Origin of the sequence: Streptomyces chartreusis NRRL 3882 (assembly GCF_900236475.1) — a bacterium.
Classification (GTDB): Bacteria; Actinomycetota; Actinomycetes; order Streptomycetales; family Streptomycetaceae; genus Streptomyces; species Streptomyces chartreusis_D.
On sequence record NZ_LT963352.1, the window covers coordinates 4,674,400 to 4,694,863 of the forward strand.

General features: G+C 73.5%; 15 protein-coding genes. 8 read left to right on the forward strand and 7 right to left on the reverse strand.

Translation table 11 applies throughout. The features are described 5' to 3' along the window. Positions 1-5: 5 nt before the first annotated feature. Positions 6-470, reverse strand: a complete 465-nt coding sequence (locus tag SCNRRL3882_RS21015; RefSeq protein ID WP_040902380.1) for a hypothetical protein — start codon at positions 468-470, stop codon at positions 6-8. A gap of 358 nt (positions 471-828) precedes the next feature. Here SCNRRL3882_RS21015 and SCNRRL3882_RS21020 point away from each other — a divergent pair, with 358 nt between their 5' ends. Next, positions 829-4,980 carry a hypothetical protein gene (locus SCNRRL3882_RS21020; protein ID WP_010032935.1) on the forward strand — a complete coding sequence of 1,384 codons (4,152 nt, stop codon included), beginning with the start codon at positions 829-831 and terminating at the stop codon, positions 4,978-4,980. A gap of 162 nt (positions 4,981-5,142) precedes the next feature. Here the strand turns inward: SCNRRL3882_RS21020 and SCNRRL3882_RS21025 are convergent, their stop codons facing one another. From SCNRRL3882_RS21025 to SCNRRL3882_RS21040, 4 genes are read right to left on the reverse strand one after another with little or no spacing between them, the layout of a single operon-like run. Then, positions 5,143-5,730: a GNAT family N-acetyltransferase gene (locus tag SCNRRL3882_RS21025; RefSeq protein WP_010032938.1), complete on the reverse strand. Its 588-nt coding sequence runs from the start codon at positions 5,728-5,730 to the stop codon at positions 5,143-5,145. A gap of 12 nt (positions 5,731-5,742) precedes the next feature. Continuing rightward, positions 5,743-6,276 (reverse strand): DinB family protein, encoded by a 534-nt coding sequence (locus SCNRRL3882_RS21030; RefSeq protein WP_010032939.1) that lies wholly within the window; start codon positions 6,274-6,276, stop codon positions 5,743-5,745. Positions 6,277-6,285: 9 nt separating this feature from the next. After that, the gene (locus tag SCNRRL3882_RS21035) at positions 6,286-6,750 is read right to left on the reverse strand and encodes a hypothetical protein (RefSeq protein ID WP_010032940.1); all 465 of its coding nucleotides are present in this window, start codon (positions 6,748-6,750) and stop codon (positions 6,286-6,288) included. Positions 6,751-6,784: 34 nt separating this feature from the next. Beyond that, entirely contained in the window at positions 6,785-7,651 is an 867-nt protein-coding gene (locus tag SCNRRL3882_RS21040; protein WP_010032941.1) for a bifunctional DNA primase/polymerase, read from the reverse strand. Positions 7,652-7,980: 329 nt separating this feature from the next. Between SCNRRL3882_RS21040 and SCNRRL3882_RS21045 the strand changes: the two genes are divergently transcribed. The 6 genes from SCNRRL3882_RS21045 (at position 7,981) to SCNRRL3882_RS21070 (ending at position 13,480) form a co-directional block, all read left to right on the forward strand. Next, positions 7,981-8,304: a hypothetical protein gene (locus SCNRRL3882_RS21045; protein ID WP_010032942.1), complete on the forward strand. Its 324-nt coding sequence runs from the start codon at positions 7,981-7,983 to the stop codon at positions 8,302-8,304. 165 nt (positions 8,305-8,469) lie between these two features. After that, positions 8,470-9,429, forward strand: a complete 960-nt coding sequence (locus SCNRRL3882_RS21050; RefSeq protein WP_010032946.1) for a bifunctional MaoC family dehydratase N-terminal/OB-fold nucleic acid binding domain-containing protein — start codon at positions 8,470-8,472, stop codon at positions 9,427-9,429. Continuing rightward, a complete protein-coding gene (locus SCNRRL3882_RS21055; RefSeq protein ID WP_010032948.1) occupies positions 9,426-9,815 on the forward strand; it encodes a MaoC family dehydratase in 390 nt (129 codons plus the stop codon). The genes SCNRRL3882_RS21050 and SCNRRL3882_RS21055 overlap by 4 nt, the downstream gene beginning before the upstream one ends. Beyond that, positions 9,812-10,984 (forward strand): lipid-transfer protein, encoded by a 1,173-nt coding sequence (locus SCNRRL3882_RS21060; protein ID WP_010032949.1) that lies wholly within the window; start codon positions 9,812-9,814, stop codon positions 10,982-10,984. The genes SCNRRL3882_RS21055 and SCNRRL3882_RS21060 overlap by 4 nt, the downstream gene beginning before the upstream one ends. 133 nt (positions 10,985-11,117) lie before the next feature. Further along, complete coding sequence (locus tag SCNRRL3882_RS21065) at positions 11,118-11,678, forward strand: SigE family RNA polymerase sigma factor (protein ID WP_010032950.1); 561 nt, start codon at positions 11,118-11,120, stop codon at positions 11,676-11,678. A gap of 125 nt (positions 11,679-11,803) precedes the next feature. Further along, positions 11,804-13,480: a long-chain fatty acid--CoA ligase gene (locus SCNRRL3882_RS21070; RefSeq protein ID WP_029180696.1), complete on the forward strand. Its 1,677-nt coding sequence runs from the start codon at positions 11,804-11,806 to the stop codon at positions 13,478-13,480. 28 nt (positions 13,481-13,508) lie between these two features. On the opposite strand, the gene SCNRRL3882_RS21075 is transcribed toward SCNRRL3882_RS21070, so the two are convergent. Further along, entirely contained in the window at positions 13,509-14,720 is a 1,212-nt protein-coding gene (locus SCNRRL3882_RS21075; RefSeq protein ID WP_010032953.1) for an MFS transporter, read from the reverse strand. 131 nt (positions 14,721-14,851) lie between these two features. Here SCNRRL3882_RS21075 and SCNRRL3882_RS21080 point away from each other — a divergent pair, with 131 nt between their 5' ends. Next, positions 14,852-15,430 carry a TetR family transcriptional regulator gene (locus tag SCNRRL3882_RS21080; RefSeq protein ID WP_010032954.1) on the forward strand — a complete coding sequence of 193 codons (579 nt, stop codon included), beginning with the start codon at positions 14,852-14,854 and terminating at the stop codon, positions 15,428-15,430. A 25-nt stretch (positions 15,431-15,455) separates the two neighbouring features. On the opposite strand, the gene SCNRRL3882_RS21085 is transcribed toward SCNRRL3882_RS21080, so the two are convergent. Beyond that, entirely contained in the window at positions 15,456-20,111 is a 4,656-nt protein-coding gene (locus SCNRRL3882_RS21085) for a PAS domain-containing protein (RefSeq protein ID WP_010032956.1), read from the reverse strand. Positions 20,112-20,464 lie beyond the last annotated feature (353 nt).

Sequence of the window (20,464 nt, forward strand, 5' to 3'; positions counted from 1 at the left end):
CTGCCCTACCGCGCGCCGGCGACCGCGAGCCAGTGGGCGACCCGGCGTACGGCGGCCTCGTCGAGCCGTTCGGCGAGTGCCTGGACGGTCGCGTCGTCCTCGGGGGAGAGGTCGTAGAGGCCCGCCCTGCTCAACCCGGACATGAGGACCTGGTGGCGACGGGCGGTCATGCGTTCCGCCAGGATGGTTGGTTCGGCGGCGGAGGCCTCTGGTTCCGGCCGGGGCGAAGCCGCCTGCTTCAGGGGTGTGTCGAAGCGGTGCCAGTCGCCGTCCTTCGGGCCCCACAGGGCGAAGGCCACCTCGTCCCCACGGGCCCGCAGTGTCTGTGTCATCTCGCCGAGGGCGTGCAGCACGGGTGAGCGGTGGGGCGACTCCGCGGCCGCCCGCCAGGTCTGCTCGGCCGGCCGACGGTACATCGCCACCCAGCGCGGGGCGCCCTGCGGTCGCGGACTCTCGGGACGTGTCTCCACTGTGCTCACCCCTGTACGTCGCTTTGGAAGCGGTACGGCAGGCCGGCCTCGGCAACGGCAGGCAGACCATAGCTGACGGATCGTCAGTTATCCAGGGTTGGAGAGCGCGGTCCGGTGGGGAGGATCACCACGTCGTCCGGCACCGGTCCCTCCCCTCGTGGGGACCGGTGCCGAACGGTGGGGTCACCGTGGTCTGACTCCGCTGGGAGTTGGCCGGATGAGTGCGCTGCTGCGTCCGGATCCTGCCAGTTCCGGCCGCCGACGAGGAGTCTCCGGTTCCGGGTGGGCGGTATTACCGCAGGTCAGGCATATAGAGTGAGTTTTCCGGTCCGGACGTCCAGGCGCGGGGAGTTGAGGAGTGGAGACCTTGGGTTCCGACCCCGGGGCACGCACCGCCTTCGCGGAGCGCCTCGCGCTGCTGTACAAGGAAGCCGGGAACCCGCCACTCAAACGAGTGTCCGAAGCGGTCGTCCGGCTCCAGCGCGTCGACGAACGCGGGCGTCCCGTCCGGGTGTCCGCGCAGCGCATCAGCGACTGGCGCCGGGCACGGAACGTACCCGCTCAGTTCACCGCCCTCGCGACGGTGCTGCACGTGCTGATACCCGAGGCGCGGCGCGCGCGGCCCACGCCGGTGTCGCCGGGCCTGTACGACCTCGGCCAGTGGCAGCGGTTGTGGGAGGCGGCGGTGGCCGACCCGGTCGGTGAGCGCGGCCCGGACTCCGCCGAGCCGGGGCGGCCGGACGCCGAGGCCCCGCCCGTGCCGCCCGGCGGGGTGTGCCCGTACCGGGGGCTGGCCTCGTACCGCAGGGAGGACGCCCGGTGGTTCTTCGGCCGGGAGCGGAGCACGGACGCGCTCGTCGCCCAGCTCCGGGCCGTGGCGGAGACGGGCGGGCTGGTCATGCTCGTGGGGGCGTCGGGGGCGGGCAAGTCCTCACTGCTGAACGCCGGGCTGGTGCCCGCCCTGCGGAACGGCGCGCTGGATGAGCGCCCTGATCGCGGCGCCCGGGGTGACAACAGCCACTACAGCGGTACCGAAGACAACAGCCGTACCAACGGCGACAGCGACAACAGCCGTACCAGCGGTGTCGGCATCGGTCGGGGCCGCCAGGCAGCGGAGGTCGTACAGCTCGTGCCCGGCGGTCATCCCCTGGCGGAGCTGACCCGGTGCATCCCCGAGCTGGGACCGGTCGTCTCGGCCGGGGGCGGGGCCGACGCATCCGGTGCGGAGGATCCCGTCGTCCCCACCACCGTGGGCCCACGCGTCCCCAGGGCCCCTGACGTCCGCGCCGCCGTCGCCGCCTGGGCGCGGCGCGCGGCGCCGTCCGGTGCGCGGCCGGTCGTCATCGTGGACCAGTTCGAGGAGACGTTCACCCTCTGCCCCGACGAGGCGGAGCGGCGTGCCTTCGTCGAGGTCCTGCACGCCGTCTGTTCTCCGGCCGGCGACGGCGACCCGGCCCCGGCGGTCGTGGTGCTGGGCATACGGGCCGACTTCTACGAACGGTGCCTCAGGTATCCCGAACTGGCCGACGCGCTCCAGCACCGGCACATGGTGCTCGGACCCCTGACCACCGCGGAGCTGCGCGAGGCGGTGACGGGCCCGGCCAAGGCCGTCGGCCTGGAACTGGAGCCGGGCCTGGCGGAGCTGATCGTCCGGGAGGTGAGCGCCGACGGCCCGCGCGGGGCGCACGACGCGGGAGTGCTGCCGCTCCTCTCGCACGCCCTGCTCGCCACCTGGCAGCGCAGAAAGGCGGGCCGGCTGACGCTCGCCGGGTACCGCGCGGCCGGCGGCATCCAGGGCGCGGTCGCGGCGACCGCCGAGCGGGCCTGGTCCGGTCTCGACCCGGCGGCGCGCACGGCGGCCCGGCTGCTCCTGCTCCGGCTGGTCCGGCTGGGCGAGGACACCCAGGCCACGCGCAGGCGGGGCACCCGGCGCCAACTGGCGGAGGAGTCGACCGACCCCGGCAAGACCGAGGAGTCCCTGGAGGCGCTGGTCCGCGCCCGGCTGGTGACGCTCGACGCGGAGACCGTGGAGATCACCCACGAGGCGCTGCTGCACGCCTGGCCGCGGCTGCGCGACTGGATCGACGACGACCGGCAGGGCAACCTGCTGCGCCAGCGCCTGGAGGAGGACGGCCGGGCCTGGGAGGAGTCGGACCGCGACACCTCGCTCCTCTACCGGGGCTCCCGTCTGGAACAGGCCCACGGGTGGGCGAAATCCGCCGGGGACACGTTCCTGACCCGGAGCGCGGTGGAGTTCCTGGCCGCCTCGGTCAGGTTGCGTCGGCGCACCATCTGGATCAGCCGGGGCGCGGTGGCGGCCCTGGTCGTGCTGGCGGTGCTGGCCGTCGGGGCGGCCGTCGTCGCCTGGAAGCAGCGCGACGAGGCCGTGTTCGAACAGGTGCTCGCCCAGGCTGATCGCGTCCAGTACACGGATCCCTCGCTGTCCGCGCAGCTCGACCTGGTGGCACACCGGCTGCGGCCGGACGACAAGGGCGCGAACAGCCGCCTGATCTCCATCGTGAACGCCCCGCTGTCCACGCCGCTGGCCGGCCACGCCGGCGCCGTCTACCTCACGACGTTCAGCCCCGACGGACGGACACTGGCGACCGCCAGCTACGACCGGACCGTACGGCTGTGGGACGTGACCGACCCGAAGCGCCCGAAGCCCCTGGGCAAGCCGCTCACCGGCCACACCAGCTGGGTGAGCAGCGCGGTCTTCAGCCCGGACGGCCGTACCCTCGCCAGCGCCTCCGACGACGGCACGATCCGGCTGTGGGACGTGACCGACCCCGGGCACCCGAAGCGGCTCGGCAAGCCCCTGACCGGCCACGACGGCACGATCTACCTGGTCGCCTTCAGCCCGGACGGGCGCACTCTGGCCTCCGTCGGCGACGATCACACCGTACGGCTGTGGGACGTGGCCGATCCACGCCGGCCGCGGGCGCTGGGCAAGCCCCTGACCGGGCACAAGGCCGCCGTGCGCTCGGTGGCGTTCAGCCCGGACGGCCGGACGCTGGCGGCCGGTGGTGACGACGGCACGATCCGGCTGTGGGACGTGACCGACCCCGGGCACCCGAAGCGGCTCGGCGAGCCGCTGACCGGCCACACCGCCACGGTGCACTCCGTGGCCTTCAGCCCCGACGGCCGTACGCTCGCCAGCGGCAGCTCGGACAACACCGTCCGGCTGTGGACCGTGGCCGACCGGCGTCACCCGGCAGCGATCGGAGCGCCGCTCACCGGCCACACGGGCGCGGTGTGGTCCGTGGCCTTCAGCCCCGACGGAAGCATGCTCGCCGCCGCCAGCGCGGACAGCACGGCGAGTCTGTGGAAGGTCGGTGACCCGGAGTACCCGTCACAGGTCGGCGCGCCCCTGGCGGGCAGCAGCGGCGAGATGTACGCGCTCGGCTTCAGCCCGGACGGGCGCACCCTGGCCACGGGGTCGGGTGACAACAAGGTCCGTCTGTGGGCGCTGCCGACGGCGGACATGATCGGGCGGACCGGAGTGTTCCGGCCGGACGGGCGGGTGCTCGCGACGGCGGCGCTCGACGGACGGGTCCGGCTGTGGGACGTACGCAAGCCCGGCAGGCCCGTGCCGATGGGCGAACCGTTCCGGCCCGAGGGCGGCGTGCGCTCCCTGGAGTTCTCCGCGGACGGCCGCACCCTCGCGGTGGTGGCGGGGAACCGGACCTTGCAGCTGTGGAACCTCGGCGATCCGGACCGGCCCGTCCCCCACGGATCGCCCGTCCCCCTGCGCATCCGGTTCGCCGACCCGCTGGCGTTCAGCCCGGACGGTCGCCTGCTGGCGACGGCCGACGACGACCGCACCGTCCAGCTGTGGGACATCGGCGACCCGTCCCGTCCCCGCCCGCTCGGCGCGCCCCTCACCGGTCACAAGGGGTACGTCAACTCCCTCGTCTTCAGCCCGGACGGCCACACGCTCGCCAGCGGCAGCGCCGACGGCACCATCCGGCTGTGGAACGTGACGGACCCCGGACGTGCCGTCCTGCGGGGTGCGCCGCTCAAGGGCCATCTCGGCGCCGTCAACGTCCTCGCCTACAGCCCCGACGGGCAGACACTGGCCAGCGGCGGCGACGACAACTCGGTCCGGCTCTGGGACATGCAGGACCCCTCGAAGGCCTCGGAGCGGACGAGCCTCACGGGCCACACCGAGGCCGTCGTGTCCCTGACGTTCAGCCGGAGCGGCCGCACCCTGGCCAGCGGCGGCAACGACAGCACGGTCCGGCTCTGGAACGTCTCCGACCCCGCCAGGGCCACCGCGATCGGCCAGTCGATGAGCCCCAACACCAAGAGCGGCGGCACCTTCCTGTCGTTCCGACCGCACAGCCACATGATCGGGGTGTCGAGCGGCACCGACACCATCCGGCTGTGGAACCTGGACGTCGACGACGCCGCACGCCGCGTCTGCACGATGACCCGGGGCGTTCTGACGCCGGAGACCTGGGGCGAGTACCTCCCCCGGCTGTCCTACGACCCGCCGTGCGAGCCCTGACCGGACCGGGCCGCCCAACGGGCCCCGCAATCACCGCAGTTGAGTGATCCGAGTCACACCACGGGCTTTGCTGACGAACAGTCGGTTCCGATGGGCAAGCGCTTGTTACCCTTGGCCATAGCTCGACCGCTGGTGCATCCCCCGTCGCCAGCGGTCGAGCATTTATGTGTGCGCGTGCCCCCGCAGGTCGAGCCGCATCAGGACCCGGGGGTGGCCGGCCAGCACCGAGGTGGTGGCTGCCGCGCAGGTGAAGCCGGCGCGTTCGAAGTTCTTCCGGAGGCCTGCGTACGCCATCGTCAGGTCGACCTTGGCGTCGCCGTTGTCGAGGGGGTACGCCTCGATCGCCGGTGCGCCGTGGGCGCGGGCGAACTCGACCGCTCCGGCGATGAGGGCGTGCGAGATGCCCTGCTTCCGGTGACCGGGGCGCACCCGGACGCACCACAGCGACCAGACGGGCAGGTCGTCGACGTGCGGGATCTTGCGGTTGCGGGCGAACGAGGTGTCCGCGCGCGGGGCGACGGCGGCCCAGCCGACCGGTTCGCCGCCGTCGTAGGCGAGCACGCCGGGCGGGGGATCCTGGTGGCACAGCTCGGCGACGTACTCGCCGCGGGCCGGTCCGCGCAGCTCGTTGTTGAGCTTGGAGGGGATCCGGTAGCTCAGGCACCAGCAGACGTTCGCACCGGGCGACTTGGGCCCCAGCACGGCACGAACGTCCTCGAAGACCGTGGCCGGCCGAACGTCGATGCTCATGCGACCACGATGTCACGCGCCGCCCGGCCGCGCCGCCCGCAGCAGTCGCAGGTGGCCGATCTCCGTCACGTTCTTCATCAGTTCCGCGTTCACCCAGGCCGCCATGTGCGCGACGGTGTACCCGGGATCGTCCTGCGAGGGGAACGGCGCCGGGGCGTCCAGGTCGGCGTCGGTGAGGTCGTCCAGGACGGCCAGCCATTCCGTGCGCAGCCCGCGCAGCCAGTCGACGGCCGGTGTGCCCTCGCCGGGCCACACGACGTCCGTGCGGTCGCGGGGCGGGCGGCCCCGGGCGTGGTCGAGGGTCACGCTCCACCACCAGCCGATGTGCCAGCTCACCCAGGCGATGGTGGGGACGGGCACGGGGTCGGGCTCGGTCTCCGCCCAGTCCGGTACCCAGGTGCCGTCGGGGCCCCTGCGCATCGTCCAGCAGAGCGGCGCCGGTTCCCAGAGGAAGTCCTCCGGCTCCAGCCTCTCCAGGTGGTACTCGAACAACGACCAGGTCAACTCGTGCTGCCAGCGCAGCAGTTCCGTCCGTGAAGCGCTCATCGGACGACCCTACGCAAGAGCCCGGGCGTCCCGCGCCAGTCCCGTCCAGTCGAGGTCCCGCAGCCCCGGCTCAGCGTCGCAGCCCGACGGCAGGCGGGGCGTGGCCTGGAACCAGAGGACGGTGAGCCGGGAGCGGTACGCGACCGGGTCGTGGGCGGGGTCGAGGGCCGTGGAGTGGAACGTGCCGACGCAGGCCACGGCGGGCAGGACCTCGACGGGTCCGAGGCCGCCCGCGTACTGGTCGGGGTATTCGCGCCGGGGCGGGAGCAGGTGGACCGGCGTGCCGGGGCGGGCCCGCTCGGCGGCGCGCAGCAGGCCGCGGATCCGCAGGTCGTTCACCGGCTTGCAGGGGTAGCCCTCCAGCAGGTCGCCGTACGTCGACGTGAACCGCAGCTCGGCGAGATCCACCGAGCGGCCGGAGGCCAGGACGAGGCGGGCGAGCGCCAGGGCCGGCGTTCTGACGTGCTGCTGCATGGGGGTCTTTCGGTGTTCATGGACGGGGCCCGGCTCATGGCCGGTGCCCCGTCAGCCGTGCCGCCGAGGCGATCGTCGCCCGGGCCTCCCGTTCGGACAGGCCGGTGGTGAGCGCCGCCTCGACCAGGGGATCCACGAGCGCGGGGCCGATGCCGTCCTCGTAGGCCCGGCAGGCCGCCCAGAACAGCCGGGTGTTGCGCTGGCCCTCGTGCGCGGCGAGGACGAACTGGACCAGGCCCTGGCCGTGTCCGCCGGTCGTCGGGGGCGCGGGGTGGTGGGTGCGGGGCGGCGGCAGGAGCAGGCGCAGGAGGGAGCGCGGGCAGGGCGCGGGGGCCAGGTGCGCGGTCCCCGGGGCCGCGGCGTACACGCCCTGGCCGGTGCGGGAGCCGGGGCCGACGAGGTAGCCGCCGGCGCCCCGGATGTCGATGCCGGGCGCGAGGCGGCCCGCCGAGTTCGGGACGACGACGTCGGGCGGGCCGCTCAGCCAGAGGTGGCGGCCGCCGGACGGGGTCACGACGACCACCGTCGGCGGGATGGTGAACAGATGCCGCAGCGCCAGCTCGCGCAGGGCGGCCGAGGAGTCCGTGCCGGTCTTCACGTCCAGGTCGATGCCGATCAGATGGTGCGGGGGCAGGCCGCAGGCGATGCCGTAGCCGGTCGCCCAGGGCGCCGCGGCGAACAGTTCGCGGATGCGGGCCGGGTCGCTGGAGGCGTCGTAGACCCCGTGGCCGAGCCGGCCGCACTCGCCGTGGCAGGGGGAGGGCTCGTGGTCGTCACGGTGCGGGGAACGCAGTGCCGGGAGCTTGGTGCGGGACAGGGGGAGGACGGCCAGTCCGCGTTCGGCGGCTGACAGGGCGTGTGCGAGGGCCAGCGTCGTGGCCTGCCGGTCGGTGGTGGCCATGCTCCTAGTTTCGTACGTACGTTCGAAAAAGGAAAGAGGGAGCGGGCGTGACGCGCCGGGGGGCAGAGCCGGACGGGAAAACCGCGGGAATGCTTCGGCCCTTGCGGCACCTGGGTTCGAACGCCCCCTTTCGCTCCCGTCCGGGACGGAAGTGACGCAAAGGGGTTTATCGACTTGTCCTCACGCTTGCGTGCGAATGGTGGCTTCCGGGGTGGTTCGCCGGGGATTCGGTGGGCAACTCTGGACTCGCGACGTCGCACACCGCGCCGGGTGGTCGGCCGACTTCCCTGGTGACAGCAGTACTTCTGAAGTCCTGGAGGGACAACAACATGGCACGTACCCGTTCCGGCCGCGTCATCGCCGCCGTCTCCGCACTGCCGCTCGCGGCCGCTCTCTTCGCCGGTGTCGCGGCGGCGGACAACGGCTCCTTCGCGGACAACGGATCGATCGCGTCCGTCACGGAGGCCGAGCAGGGCAACCTCGGCAGCGGCGTCGGCGGCGACAACTTCGGCACCGTGGCCACCACCCAGCAGCAGGCCCTCGGCGAGGGTGCCACGAACCAGAGCAACACCGCCCAGGTCAACGGCTCGGAGCCCACGGCCGTCAACCAGGGCAACGCCAACACCGCCGTCACCTTCGCCCCCCTGTGGTGAGCTGAGCGGGCCGGTGTACCGACCACCGGCCCGCGTCCTGTGTGGTGTGCTTCGTTCGTGAGGGTGACATGCGCCTGTGCGGCGGTACTCCGGTACCGCCGCACAGGCGTTTTCGCGGCTGCGGGGTCTTGACGGTGTCATGTATCTGACGGACAGTCAGAAACTGTGAGTGGTGACCCGGAGATCCACGAGGAGCACGAGGGGTTCGAGGCGCGCCTGAAGGCCTACGAGGGCCGCCCGGCCGCCGCCACCGGGACCGGCCGGGACCCCGTCAACGAGCCGATGATCAGGCACTGGTGCGAGGCCATGGGCGACACCAACCCGGCGTACACGGGCCCGGACGCCATCGCTCCCCCCACGATGCTCCAGGCGTGGACCATGGCCGGCCTCTCCCGCCGTCCCGAACGCACGGCGGCCTACGACGAGCTGCTCGGCCTGCTCGACGCGACGGGTCACGACGCGGTCGTCGCCACCGACTGCGAGCAGGAGTACCTCCGCCCGCTGCGCCCCGGGGACGAGATCACCTTCGACTCGGTGATCGAGTCGGTGTCCGGCCGCAAGACCACGAAGCTCGGGACCGGCTACTTCGTCACCACCCGCACGGACGTCAGGGTGGGCGGCGAACTCGCCGGCACGCACCGCTTCCGCATCCTCAAGTACGCCCCCGCACGCCGGCCGAGGAAGCGGAAGGAGCCGGAGGAGCCGGAGACGCGGAAGGAGCCGGAGGGGCGCCGCCCCCGCCCGGTCGTCAACCGCGACAACGCCGGCTTCTGGGAGGGCGTGGCGCGCCACGAGCTGCTGATCCAGCGCTGCACCGGCTGCGGAACCCTGCGTTTCCCCTGGCTGCCGGGGTGCAACGGCTGCGGCTCCCCGGACTGGGAGACGGTCGAGGCGAGCGGCGAGGGCTCGGTCTACTCGTACGTCGTCATGCACCACCCGTCCTTCCCGGCCTTCGAGCCTCCTTACGCGGTCGGGCTGATCGAGCTCGCCGAAGGCGTGCGGATCATCAGCAACGTGGTCGGGGTGCCGTACGACAAGGTGCGGGTCGGCATGCCGGTGCGGCTGGAGTTCCGGCGGTACGACGACGAGCTGGTGCTGCCGGTCTTCCAAGGGGTGACACCGTGAACGCCGGCGACCGCCTCCCGCCCCTGGAGATCCCCGTCACCCGCACCCTGATCGTCGCCGGGGCGATCGCCTCCCGGGACTACCAGGACGTGCACCACGACCCGGAGCTGGCCCGGCAGAAGGGCTCCCCCGACATCTTCATGAACATCCTGACGACCAACGGCCTGGTCGGGCGGTACGTCACCGACCACTTCGGCCCCCGGGCCGAGCTGCGCCGGGTGGCGATCCGGCTCGGCGCTCCCAACCACCCCGGCGACACGATGGTGCTGACGGGCACGGTCGAGGAGGTCGACGGGGACATGGTGACGGTCCGGGTCGTCGGCGCGAACGGCATCGGCAAGCACGTCACGGGCACGGTGACGGTGACGGTGAGGGTTCCGGCATGAGCCTGAGAGGACGGGACGGTCTCGGAGGGCGCGCCGCCATCACCGGCATCGGGGCCACCGAGTTCTCCAAGGACTCGGGCCGCAGCGAACTGCGGCTGGCCGTCGAGGCGGTGCGGGCGGCCCTGGACGACGCGGGCCTCACCCCGGCCGACGTGGACGGGATGGTCACGTTCACCATGGACACCAGCCCCGAGATCACCGTCGCCCAGGCGGCCGGCATCGGCGAGCTCTCATTCTTCTCCCGGATCCACTACGGCGGCGGCGCGGCCTGCGCCACCGTCCAGCAGGCGGCCCTGGCGATCACCGCGGGCGTGGCGGACGTGGTCGTCTGCTACCGGGCGTTCAACGAGCGCTCGGGCCGCCGCTTCGGCTCCGGGGTGCGGCACCGGGAGCCGTCGGCGGAGGGCGCGGCGCTCGGCTGGGCGCTGCCGTTCGGCCTGCTCACCCCGGCCTCGTGGGCGGCGATGGCGGCCCAGCGCTACCTCCACACCCACGGCCTGACCCCGGAGGCCTTCGGGCACGTGGCCGTCGTCGGCCGCAGGCACGCGGCGACCAACCCGGCGGCGTACTTCCACGGCCGGCCCATCACCCTGGCCGACCATGCCGCGTCCCGCTGGATCGTCGAGCCGCTGCGGCTGCTGGACTGCTGCCAGGAGACGGACGGCGGGCAGGCGCTCGTCGTCACGTCCCTGGAGCGGGCCCGCGATCTGCCGCACCCGCCCGCCGTGATCGCGGCGGCCGCCCAGGGCGCGGGGCGCGCGCAGGAGCAGATGACCAGCTTCTACCGCGACGACTTGACCGGTCTGCCCGAGACGGCGGTGGTGGCCCGGCAGCTGTGGCGGACCTCGGGACTCGCGCCGGCCGACCTCGACGCGGGGATCCTCTACGACCACTTCACGCCGTTCGTGCTGATGCAGCTGGAGGAGTTCGGCTTCTGCGGCCCCGGCGAGGCGCCGGACTTCGTGGCCGAGGAGCGCCTGCCGCTCAACACCCACGGCGGCCAGCTGGGAGAGGCGTACCTGCACGGGATGAACGGGGTGGCGGAGGCCGTCCGGCAGATCAGGGGGACGGCGGTGAACCAGATACCCGGTGCCGAGCGGGTCCTGGTGACCGCGGGGACGGGCGTGCCCACGTCGGGACTCGTACTGACCGCCGACCCTCAGGGGTGAACCCGCAGTACCCCGGGTCCTCCGCTCCACCTACAGGAGGTGCAGCGGGCCCTACCCCTACAACCTGAGGGGGACCCCGCTTCGGGACCTGCGGCCGATCCGCTGACGGCGGCCCCGCTCATAGCGTTGAGTCATGACCACACTCGTCTGCACCAGCGCGTCGAAGGCCGCTGCACCGGCGGCGCAGACCCTTCCGTACCCGTCGTTCTCGTCGTACGTCAGGGCCCGACAGCCGGTGCTGCTGCGTACCGCCCGCTCGCTCACCGGCAACCCGAGTGACGCTGAGGACCTGTTGCAGACCGCGCTCACCAAGACGTACGTCGCCTGGGAGCGTATCGAGGACCACCGCGCCCTCGACGGCTATGTGCGCCGAGCGCTGCTGAACACGCGGACGTCGCAGTGGCGCAAGCGCAAGGTCGACGAGTTCGCCTGCGACGAGCTGCCCGAGCCGGAGCCGGTGCCCGGTGGCGACGACCCCGCCGAGCAGCAGGCGCTGCGCGACGCGATGTGGCGGGCGATCATGCGGCTGCCGGCCCGGCAGCGGGCGATGGTGGTCCTCAGGTACTACGAGGACCTGAGCGAGGCCCAGACGGCCCAGGTGCTCGGTGTCTCGGTGGGCACGGTGAAGTCGGCCGTCTCCCGTGCGCTCGGCAAGCTACGCGAGGACGCTGAGCTGGGGCTTGTGCGTCAGTGAGCGGACGTGTCGGTCGCCGCTGAGCGGTTCCGTCGGCAGCCGTGACGTGATCGATCACCCGGTCCTAGTGACATACCGCGCGGTATGTGAGCAGAATCAGCGCAGCCCTTACCACCGCGCAGGCAATGTCGCCCCGGGAGGACGCCGTGCTGAGCACCATGCAGGACGTACCGCTGCTGATCTCGAGGATCCTGACCCACGGGTCGACGATCCACGGGACATCACAGGTGACCACCTGGACCGGTGACGACGAGCCGCACCGCCGCTCCTTCGCCGAGATCGGCGCCCGCGCGGCCCAGCTCGCACACGCCCTGCGCGAGGACCTCGGCGTCGCCGCCGACGACCGGGTCGCCACCCTGATGTGGAACAACGCGGAGCATGTGGAGGCCTACTTCGCGATCCCCTCCATGGGCGCGGTCCTCCACACCCTGAACCTCCGGCTCCCGCCCGAGCAGCTGGCCTGGATCGTCAACCACGCCGCCGACCGCGTGATCATCGCCAACGGTTCGCTGCTCCCCCTGCTCGCCCCGCTGCTCCCGCACCTGAAGACGGTCGAGCACGTGGTCGTCTCCGGCCCCGGGGACCGCTCCCTGCTCGCGGACGCGACCGCGCGGGTCCACGACTACGACGACCTGATCGCCGGGAAGCCCGCCTCGTACGACTGGCCGCAGCTGGACGAACGCCAGGCCGCCGCCATGTGCTACACCTCCGGCACCACCGGCGACCCCAAGGGCGTGGTCTACAGCCACCGCTCCATCTATCTGCACTCCATGCAGGTCAACATGGCCCAGTCGATGGGCCTCACCGACCAGGACACCTCCCTGGTCGTCGTGCCTCAATTCCACGTGAATGCGTGGGGGCTGCCGCACGCGACCTTCATGACCGGCGTGAACCTGCTGATGCCGGACCGCTTCCTCCAGCCGGCCCCGCTCGCCGCGATGATCGAGAGCGAGAAGCCGACCCACGCGGCGGCCGTCCCGACCATCTGGCAGGGCCTGCTCGCCGAGCTGACCGCGCACCCCCGCGAGGTCTCCTCCCTCACCCAGGTCACCATCGGCGGCTCGGCCTGCCCGCCGTCCCTCATGGAGGCCTTCGACAAGCTGGGCATGCGGGTCTGCCACGCCTGGGGCATGACGGAGACGTCCCCGCTCGGCACGATCGCCCGTCCCCCGGCCGGTGTGGTCGGCACGGAGGAGGAGTTCGCCTACCGCCTCACCCAGGGTCGTTTCCCGGCCGGCGTCGAGGCCCGGCTGACCGGCCCGGGCGGCGAGCGCCTCCCCTGGGACGGCGAGTCGGCCGGTGAGCTGGAGGTGCGCGGCCCGTGGATCGCCGGCGCCTACTACAACGGCCCGGGCGCCGACCCCCTGCGCCCCGCCGACAAGTTCAGCGAGGACGGCTGGCTCAAGACGGGCGACGTGGGGACGATCTCCCCCGACGGCTACCTCACCCTGACCGACCGGGCCAAGGACGTCATCAAGTCCGGCGGCGAGTGGATCTCGTCGGTGGAGCTGGAGAACGCGCTGATGTCCCACCCGGACGTCGCCGAGGCGGCCGTCGTCGCCGTCCCCGACGAGAAGTGGGGCGAGCGCCCCCTGGCCACGGTCGTCCTCAAGGAGGGCGCCACCGCCACCTTCGAAACCCTGCGCGCCTTCCTCGCCGAGGAGGGCAGCATCGCCAAGTGGCAGCTCCCGGAGCGCTGGACGGTCATCGAGGCGGTTCCGAAGACGAGCGTCGGCAAGTTCGACAAGAAGGTGCTGCGCAGGCGGTACGCGGAGGGGGAGCTGGACGTCACCCGGCTCTGACCCCGCGCCCGCCCGGGCCTGACCGCCGTCACCGTCGTACGGCGGTCAGCCCCCACCCCAGCACCAGCCAAACCGCCGCCACCCCGCACACCCCGCCCCAGCCGAAGTGGCTGAAGGCGAACCCGGCGAGGGCCGAGGCGCCCGCGCCGCCCGCGAAACCGGCGACCACATAGGCGGTGTTGGCGGTGGCCGGGGTGGACGTGGCGGTCAGGGCGAGGGTCTGGTTGGCGACGTGCGACGCCACCAGCGCCGCGTGGATCAGCACCGCGGCGGCGAAGAGCGCGCCCAGCGTGTGCCCGCCCAGCCAGAACAGCGGCACGGACACGGCGGCGAGCAGATACGCGGACCGCACGACTCGCGCCGCCCCGAACCGGTCCACGAGCCCGCCGGCCAGCGGTGCCACCGCACTCGCAGTCAGCCCGAAGAGCCCGAAGAGCCCGGCCGTCGCGGTGGACAGCCCGTACTCCGGCCCGGTCAGCAGCAGGGCGAGCGAGGTCCACAGCGCGCTCCACGCCCCGAACATCCCGGCCTGGCGCAGGCAGGCGCGCCACAGGTCGGGCGAGTGGCGCAGCACCGAGGGCAGCGCGGCGAGCCCGGCGAACAGCGGGCCTTCCCGCCGCCGCTGCGACGGCAGGACGAGGGCGGTCGCGAGCCCCAGCACGAGGGTGAGTACGGCCGAGCCCGCGAACACCCACCGCCAGCCGAAGGCCTGCCCGGCCAGTCCGCCCAGCACCCGGGCCGCCACGATGCCGGCGAACAGGCCCGCGATGACGGCCGCGACATGGCGGCCACGCCGCTCGGCCGGGGCGCGTTCGGCGACCAGCGGGACGAGCAGCTGCGGGATGACGGTCGCGGCCGAGGCGACGAACACGGCGACCGCGAGGGCGGTGATCCCCGGGGCGGCCGCACTGGCGGCCAGCGCGGCGGTGGTGACGAGCGTGAGCCCGCCGACCAGCCGGCGCCGGTTCACGCTGTCGCCGAGCGGGGCGAAGAACAGCAGGCCGACCGCGTAGCCGAGCTGTGCGACCGAGGCGATCCAGGCGACGGCCGAGGGTGCCGAGCCGAAGTCGCGGGCCATGAGCGAGAGCAGCGGGGCGGCGAGGTAGATGTTGGCGGCGGTGACCGCGCTGCACACGGCGATCAGGGTGAGGAAGAGACCGGGGGCGGGCGTACGCGCCTGCCGCACGGGGGCCGTACCGGCCCGGGGGGACGTGGTCGTGCTCGTGGACGCTGACGGCATGGAAGGAGGACTCCTCGGAGTCGGCTCTAACAACTAACTGGTTGGTTGGACAATGGGGCAACAGTGTGGGCCGCTCTGCGATTCCCTGTCAACCAAACAGTTGGTTACCGTTGCGCGCTACCCTCTCTCCCATGGCAGCAAGGGACCCCGAGGCCACCAAGGCCCGGATCTTCGAGGCGGCGGTCGCCGAGTTCGCCCGGCACGGCATCGCCGGTGCCCGCATCGACCGCATCGCCGCCGAGGCGAAGGCCAACAAGCAGTTGATCTACGCCTACTTCGGCAACAAGGCGGAGCTGTTCGCGATCGTCCTCGAGAAGAAGATGCTCCACCTCGCCGAGGCCGTCCCCGTCGACCCGGACGACATCGAGGGCTGGGTCGACCGCCTGATGGACTACCACGCCGCCCACCCGGAGCTGCTGCGCCTGCTCTTCTGGGAGGGCCTGGAGTACGGCAGCGACGAACTGCCCCACGAGTCCGACCGTCAGGAGCACTACGCCCGCAAGGTCGCCGCCCTCCAGGACGGTCAGGACCGAGGGGTCGTCACCGACGCCATCCCGGCGGCCGACCTGCTGTTCCTGCTGACTGCCCTGGCCAACTGGACCGTGGTCGTGCCGCAGATGCGGCGCATCCTGGTCGGGGGCGAGGACCCCGACCGGGACCGCCTGCGCACGTCGGTCAAGGAGGCGGCGCGGCGCCTCACCGCCCGATAAGGCCCGCTGGTTCGTCTAGTTGGTCCTAGTTGGTGCCGATCCGGGTCAGCAGTTCGACGATCCGGGTCTGCACCTCGCCACTGGTGGACCGCTCCGCGAGGAACAGCACCGTCTCGCCCGAGGCCAGCCGCGGCAGGTCGGCCTGGTCGACGGCGGCCGTGTAGACGACGAGCGGGGTGCGGTTGAGCTGCCCGTTCGCGCGCAGCCAGTCCACGATGCCGGCCTGCCGCCGGTGCACCTGCATCAGGTCCATCACGACCAGGTTCGGCCGGAACTGTCCCGCCAGCGTCACCGCGTCCGCGTCACTCGCCGCCCGCGCGACCTGCATCCCACGCCGCTCCAGCGTCGCCGTCAGCGCGAGCGCGATCTCCGCGTGCTCCTCGATCAGCAGTACGCGCGGCGGGTGCTGCTCACTGTCGCGCGGTGCCAGCGCCTTCAGCAGGACGGCGGGATCGGCACCGTACGCCGCGTCCCGCGAGGCCTGCCCGAGTCCGGCCGTGACCAGGACGGGCACCTCGGCGGCGACGGCGGCCTGCCGCAGCGACTGCAACGCCGTACGCGTGATCGGCCCGGTCAGCGGGTCGACGAACAGCGCCGCGGGGAAGGCCGCGATCTGCGCGTCGACCTCCTCCCGCGAGTTCACGATCACGGGCCGGTAGCCGCGGTCGCTCAGCGCCTGCTGGGTGCTGACGTCCGGCGCCGGCCACACCAGCAGCCGCCGCGGGTTGTCCAGCGGCTCCGGCGGCAGCTCGTCGTCCATCGGCTGCGGCAGCGGTGGATCGGCCACCTCGACGGCACCGCCGGGCCCGTCCAGCGGCTCCGGCCCCTCGGCGGCGTTCTCGTCCGGCGCGCCTATGGCGTACGAGCGCCCGCCGCCCTCGGTCATCTGCGCGAGCCGCGACTGACCGGCCAGGGACGGCTGCGCCGGGACGGGCGCGGGGGCCGGGGCGGTGCCGTGCGCGGTGCCGTGCGCGGGAGTCGGCTCGGCCGCCGGATGCGGGCGCGCGGCCTGCTCCGGGCGGGGCGCCGGTTCCTGGCGGGGGGCCTGTTCGGTCCGGCCGGCCTGTTCCGTCCGCGTGGCCGGGTCGGGCGGCGTGCCGAGCTTGCGGCGCCGGCCCGATCCGCCCGACTGGTGCGGGGGCGGCGTCGCCGACGACTGGGGCGCGGGCGCGCCCGGCGCCTGCGGTACGGAACCGGCCGAGGGATGCGCGGCGGGCATGCCCGACGGCTGCTGCACCTGAGCCGCCTGCCGGTTGAACGGCACGCCCTGACCCAGCGTCCGCACGCTGATCGCCCGCCCCTGCGTGGAATTCGGGTCGACGGGTGAGGCCGCCTCCGCGGGCAACGGCTGAGCCGCCCGTTGCGCCTGCGCCGCGCCCTCCGGTGGCAGCGGGGTGCCGGGGGCCGGGGTGTGGGTCTGCGGAGCCTGGGCCGGGGCCGCGGGGGTGCCGTTCGGGGGCACGGGGTGGGCGGTTCCGTCGGGGGCTACGGGCTGTGCCGCGCCGTTCGGAGGAACGGCCTGTGCCGCGCCGTTCGGGGGTACGGCGACACCGGCCCCCGAGCTGTCGTCGGCGGCGGGCCAGGGCTGTGGCCGGGGGGCGGTGGTGGCTTGGACCGGGACCGGGGCTCCGGGGGCGGTGGTGCCCTGGGCAGGGGTGCCCTGTCCGGGGGCGGCCTCGGCGGGGAGCGGTTGACCGGCGGAGGACTGCTGCTCCGGCGTGGCGACGCCCTGCTGCGGCAACGGCTGTGCGCCGTAGGGCTGGTGCGGGGACGCGGGCTGAAGCACCTGACCCGGGAGGGCCGCCGCCTGCACGCTGTGCCCGAGACCACCCGGGGCGGGCACGGACACGCCCTGCGGCGGTACGGCCGTACCGGGCGCTGCCTGGCCTACGGCCGGTCCGGCCCGGCCCGCCGGAAACTGACCGGTGACGTCCTGCTGTGCGGGAATCCCCTGCTCGGAACCGGGCACGGAGCCTGCCGGGGCGAGACCCGGCTGGCCGGCACCGCCCTGCGCAGGGACCTGCTGTCCAGCCGCCCCCGGCACGGGCGAACCGGCCACCGCGCCCGCCGTGCCCGGCGCCTGCACTCCGGCCCCGTCCGTCGGCTGCGCGCCCGCGGCCCGCCGCCGACGCCCGGTCGGCGCACTCGTGGGATGCGGCTGGGGCGGGGTGTGATCGGCGCTCTGGTCGTGCGGAACGGCGTCGTGCCGGCCCTCCTCGGCCACCCCGCCACCGGAGCCGGCCGAACCGGGAACCGCCACGGCTCCGTGCCCTTGGCCGGGCAGCTGCCCAGGCCCGGGCACCTGCTCGTGGCCGGGCACACCACTCGGCGCGACCTGCTGCCCCTGGGCGGCCCGGGCCTGGTCCGCCTCGGCCGGCGGCAGGGCGAACACCGGACGCGGCCCCGCCGCCTCCTGCGCAGCCGCCCGCTCGGCGGCGGCAGCCAGCGCCCGCCGCCGACGCCCGGTCGGCTGCGAAACCTGACCTTGTCCCTGACCCTGGCCCTGGGCCGCATCGGCGGACCCCGCGGCGGCCTCACCGGACGACGCGGGCAGGGCGGGCGGCAGCGCGTGCTGCTCGCCGGGTTCACGGCGGGCCCGCCGGCCGGACGGCGCGGGCACGCCCTGCGGCGGAACGGTCCCGCCCAGCCCCGTACCCGAGGCGGCGGTCCCCGCCGCATGCTCGGCGGCCGTGACGACGGCCCCTTCGGCGACGCCCTGGACGGCACCCCCGACGGGCAGGGCCGCAGCCGCGGCGGCGTCCTCGGCCGCCCGCCGCCGACGCCCGGTGCCGCCCGACACGGCCGCGCCCTCACCGGACGCCTGCGCGGGAAGGGCAGCCGGTTCCCCGGCGGCCCGCCTCCGGCGCCGCCCGGTGGGCGCGGCCCCCTCGGCAGCGGGCCCACCGGACCCACCGGCCCCGTCGCCGTCAGCCGGAACGTCACCGTCCAGGAAGGCATCGGTGGTGGCCCGCCGCGCCCGGCGCCGCCCCCCACCGGAGGTCTGCCCACCGGAGGTCTGCTCACCGTCGGCAGCGGGCAGCAGTGCCTCGTCGACCGCCTCGGCGGCGGCATCCGCGGCGACGGCCCCGGCCCCGCCCCCGATCGGCACTTCGAGGACGTACGCGTTACCGCTCATCCCCGGCACCTCATGCGTCTGGAGCACGCCGCCGTGAGCCCGGACGATCCCGCGGACGATGGGCTCGTGCACGGTGTCGCCGCCGGCGTACGGCCCGCGCACCTCGATGCGTACGACCTCACCGCGCTGCGCCGCCGCCACCACGACGGTGTTGTCCATGTAACCGCCCGCCGACACGGGCGTGTTGCCGGTCGCGTCGACCCCCGCCACGTCCGCGACCAGGTGGGCGAGGGCGGTGGCGAGCAGCCGGGGATCGACCTCGGCCTCGATGGGCGGCGCGTGCACGGCGAACTGCACCCGCCCGGGCCCGATGAGCTCGACGGCCCCGTCGACACCGGCGGCGACGACGGCGTCCAGCATCACCTTCGTACGGGAGATGCCCTCGCTGCCCGCGTCGAGCCGCTGGTAGCCGAGGACGTTGTCGATGAGCGTCGTGATACGCGAATAGCCGGCGGACAGGTGGTGCAGCACCTGGTTGGCCTCGGGCCACAGCTGCCCGGCGTCGTCCGCGGCCAGCGCGGCCAGCTCGCGCCGCAGCTCCTCCAGCGGCCCGCGCAGCGACCGCCCGAGCAGGGTCAGCAACTGCTCGTGCCGCGCGGCGAGCGCCTCGTACCGGTCCTTCTCGCGCTCCCCGAGGGCGGCGTACCGGTCCTCGTTCGCGCCGAGTTCCTCGGCGTGCCGCTCGCGCAGCTCCTCCAGCTCGGTGACGTGCTGCTGGCGCAGCGCGGTCAGCTCGGAGGCGTGCTCCTCGGCGATCCGCTCCAGCTCTTCCGCGTGGCGCTTCTCCGCCGCCTCCTTCTCCTCGACGACGGCGTCGTACGGCCGCCGGTCGGTGAAGGTCATGACGGCGCCGACGAGCTGATCGCCGTCCCGCACGGGCGCGGTCGTCAGATCGACCGGCACCTTGCCGCCGTCCTTGGCGTACAGCACCTGCCCGCGCACCCGGTGCTTGCGCCCGGAGCGCAGGGTGTCGGCGAGCGGCGACTCCTCGTACGGGAAGGGCGATCCGTCGGCCCGCGAGTGCAGCACGAGATCGTGCAGTGGGCGGCCGCCGAGATCGCTGGCCCGGAAACCCAGTATCTGAGCGGCGGCCGGATTGACGAGCACGATGCGCCCGTCGGTGTCGGTCCCGACGACGCCCTCGGCCGCGGCCCGCAGAATCATCTCGGTCTGCCGCTGCGACCGGGCGAGCTCGGCCTCGGTGTCCACGGTCCCGGACAGGTCGCGCACGACGAGCATGAGCAACTCGTCGCCGGTGTAGCCGTAACCGTCGTAGGCCTGCTGCCCGTTCTCCAGATTCGCACTGGTGACCTCGACGGGGAACTCGGTCCCGTCCGTCCTGCGCGCGATCATCCGGGTCGGCTTGGTCCGGGCATGCGGATCGAGGTGCTCCGGCCGCCGCATGGACCCCGGGATGAGCTTGGAGTCGAACTGCGGCAGCAGATCGAGCAGCCCGCGCCCCACCAGAGCGGTCCCCGGCGTCTCGAAGGCCTCCAGGGCGATGGTGTTCGCGTTGACGACCGTCCCGTTGGCATTGACCAGCACCAACGCGTCGGGGAGGGCGTCCAGTATGGCTGCGAGGCGAGCAGCGCCTCGGGATGGCCTGCTGCTCACGAGACGCTTCCTCCCTGTTACCGCACCTTGCCGACCGCTCGGGCCATCTTGCCAACCGTCCCGCGGCGTGTCACGCGAGGGAGTCTAAGGGCTGCGGTTGCGCTCGCGACGCCGGATGAGTGCGAGGTCGCACGAGGAAGTGACCCCGAACTGACGACCGAGTAACCGTCAAACGCCCGCCCTCCTGCAACGACGTCGCGGGACCTTCGCGGGACCTTTACGAGGGCAGTGTTTCTGTACCTTTTTGCCCGGGTGGCCGAATGGGGCCGTGAGGTGGCCGGATA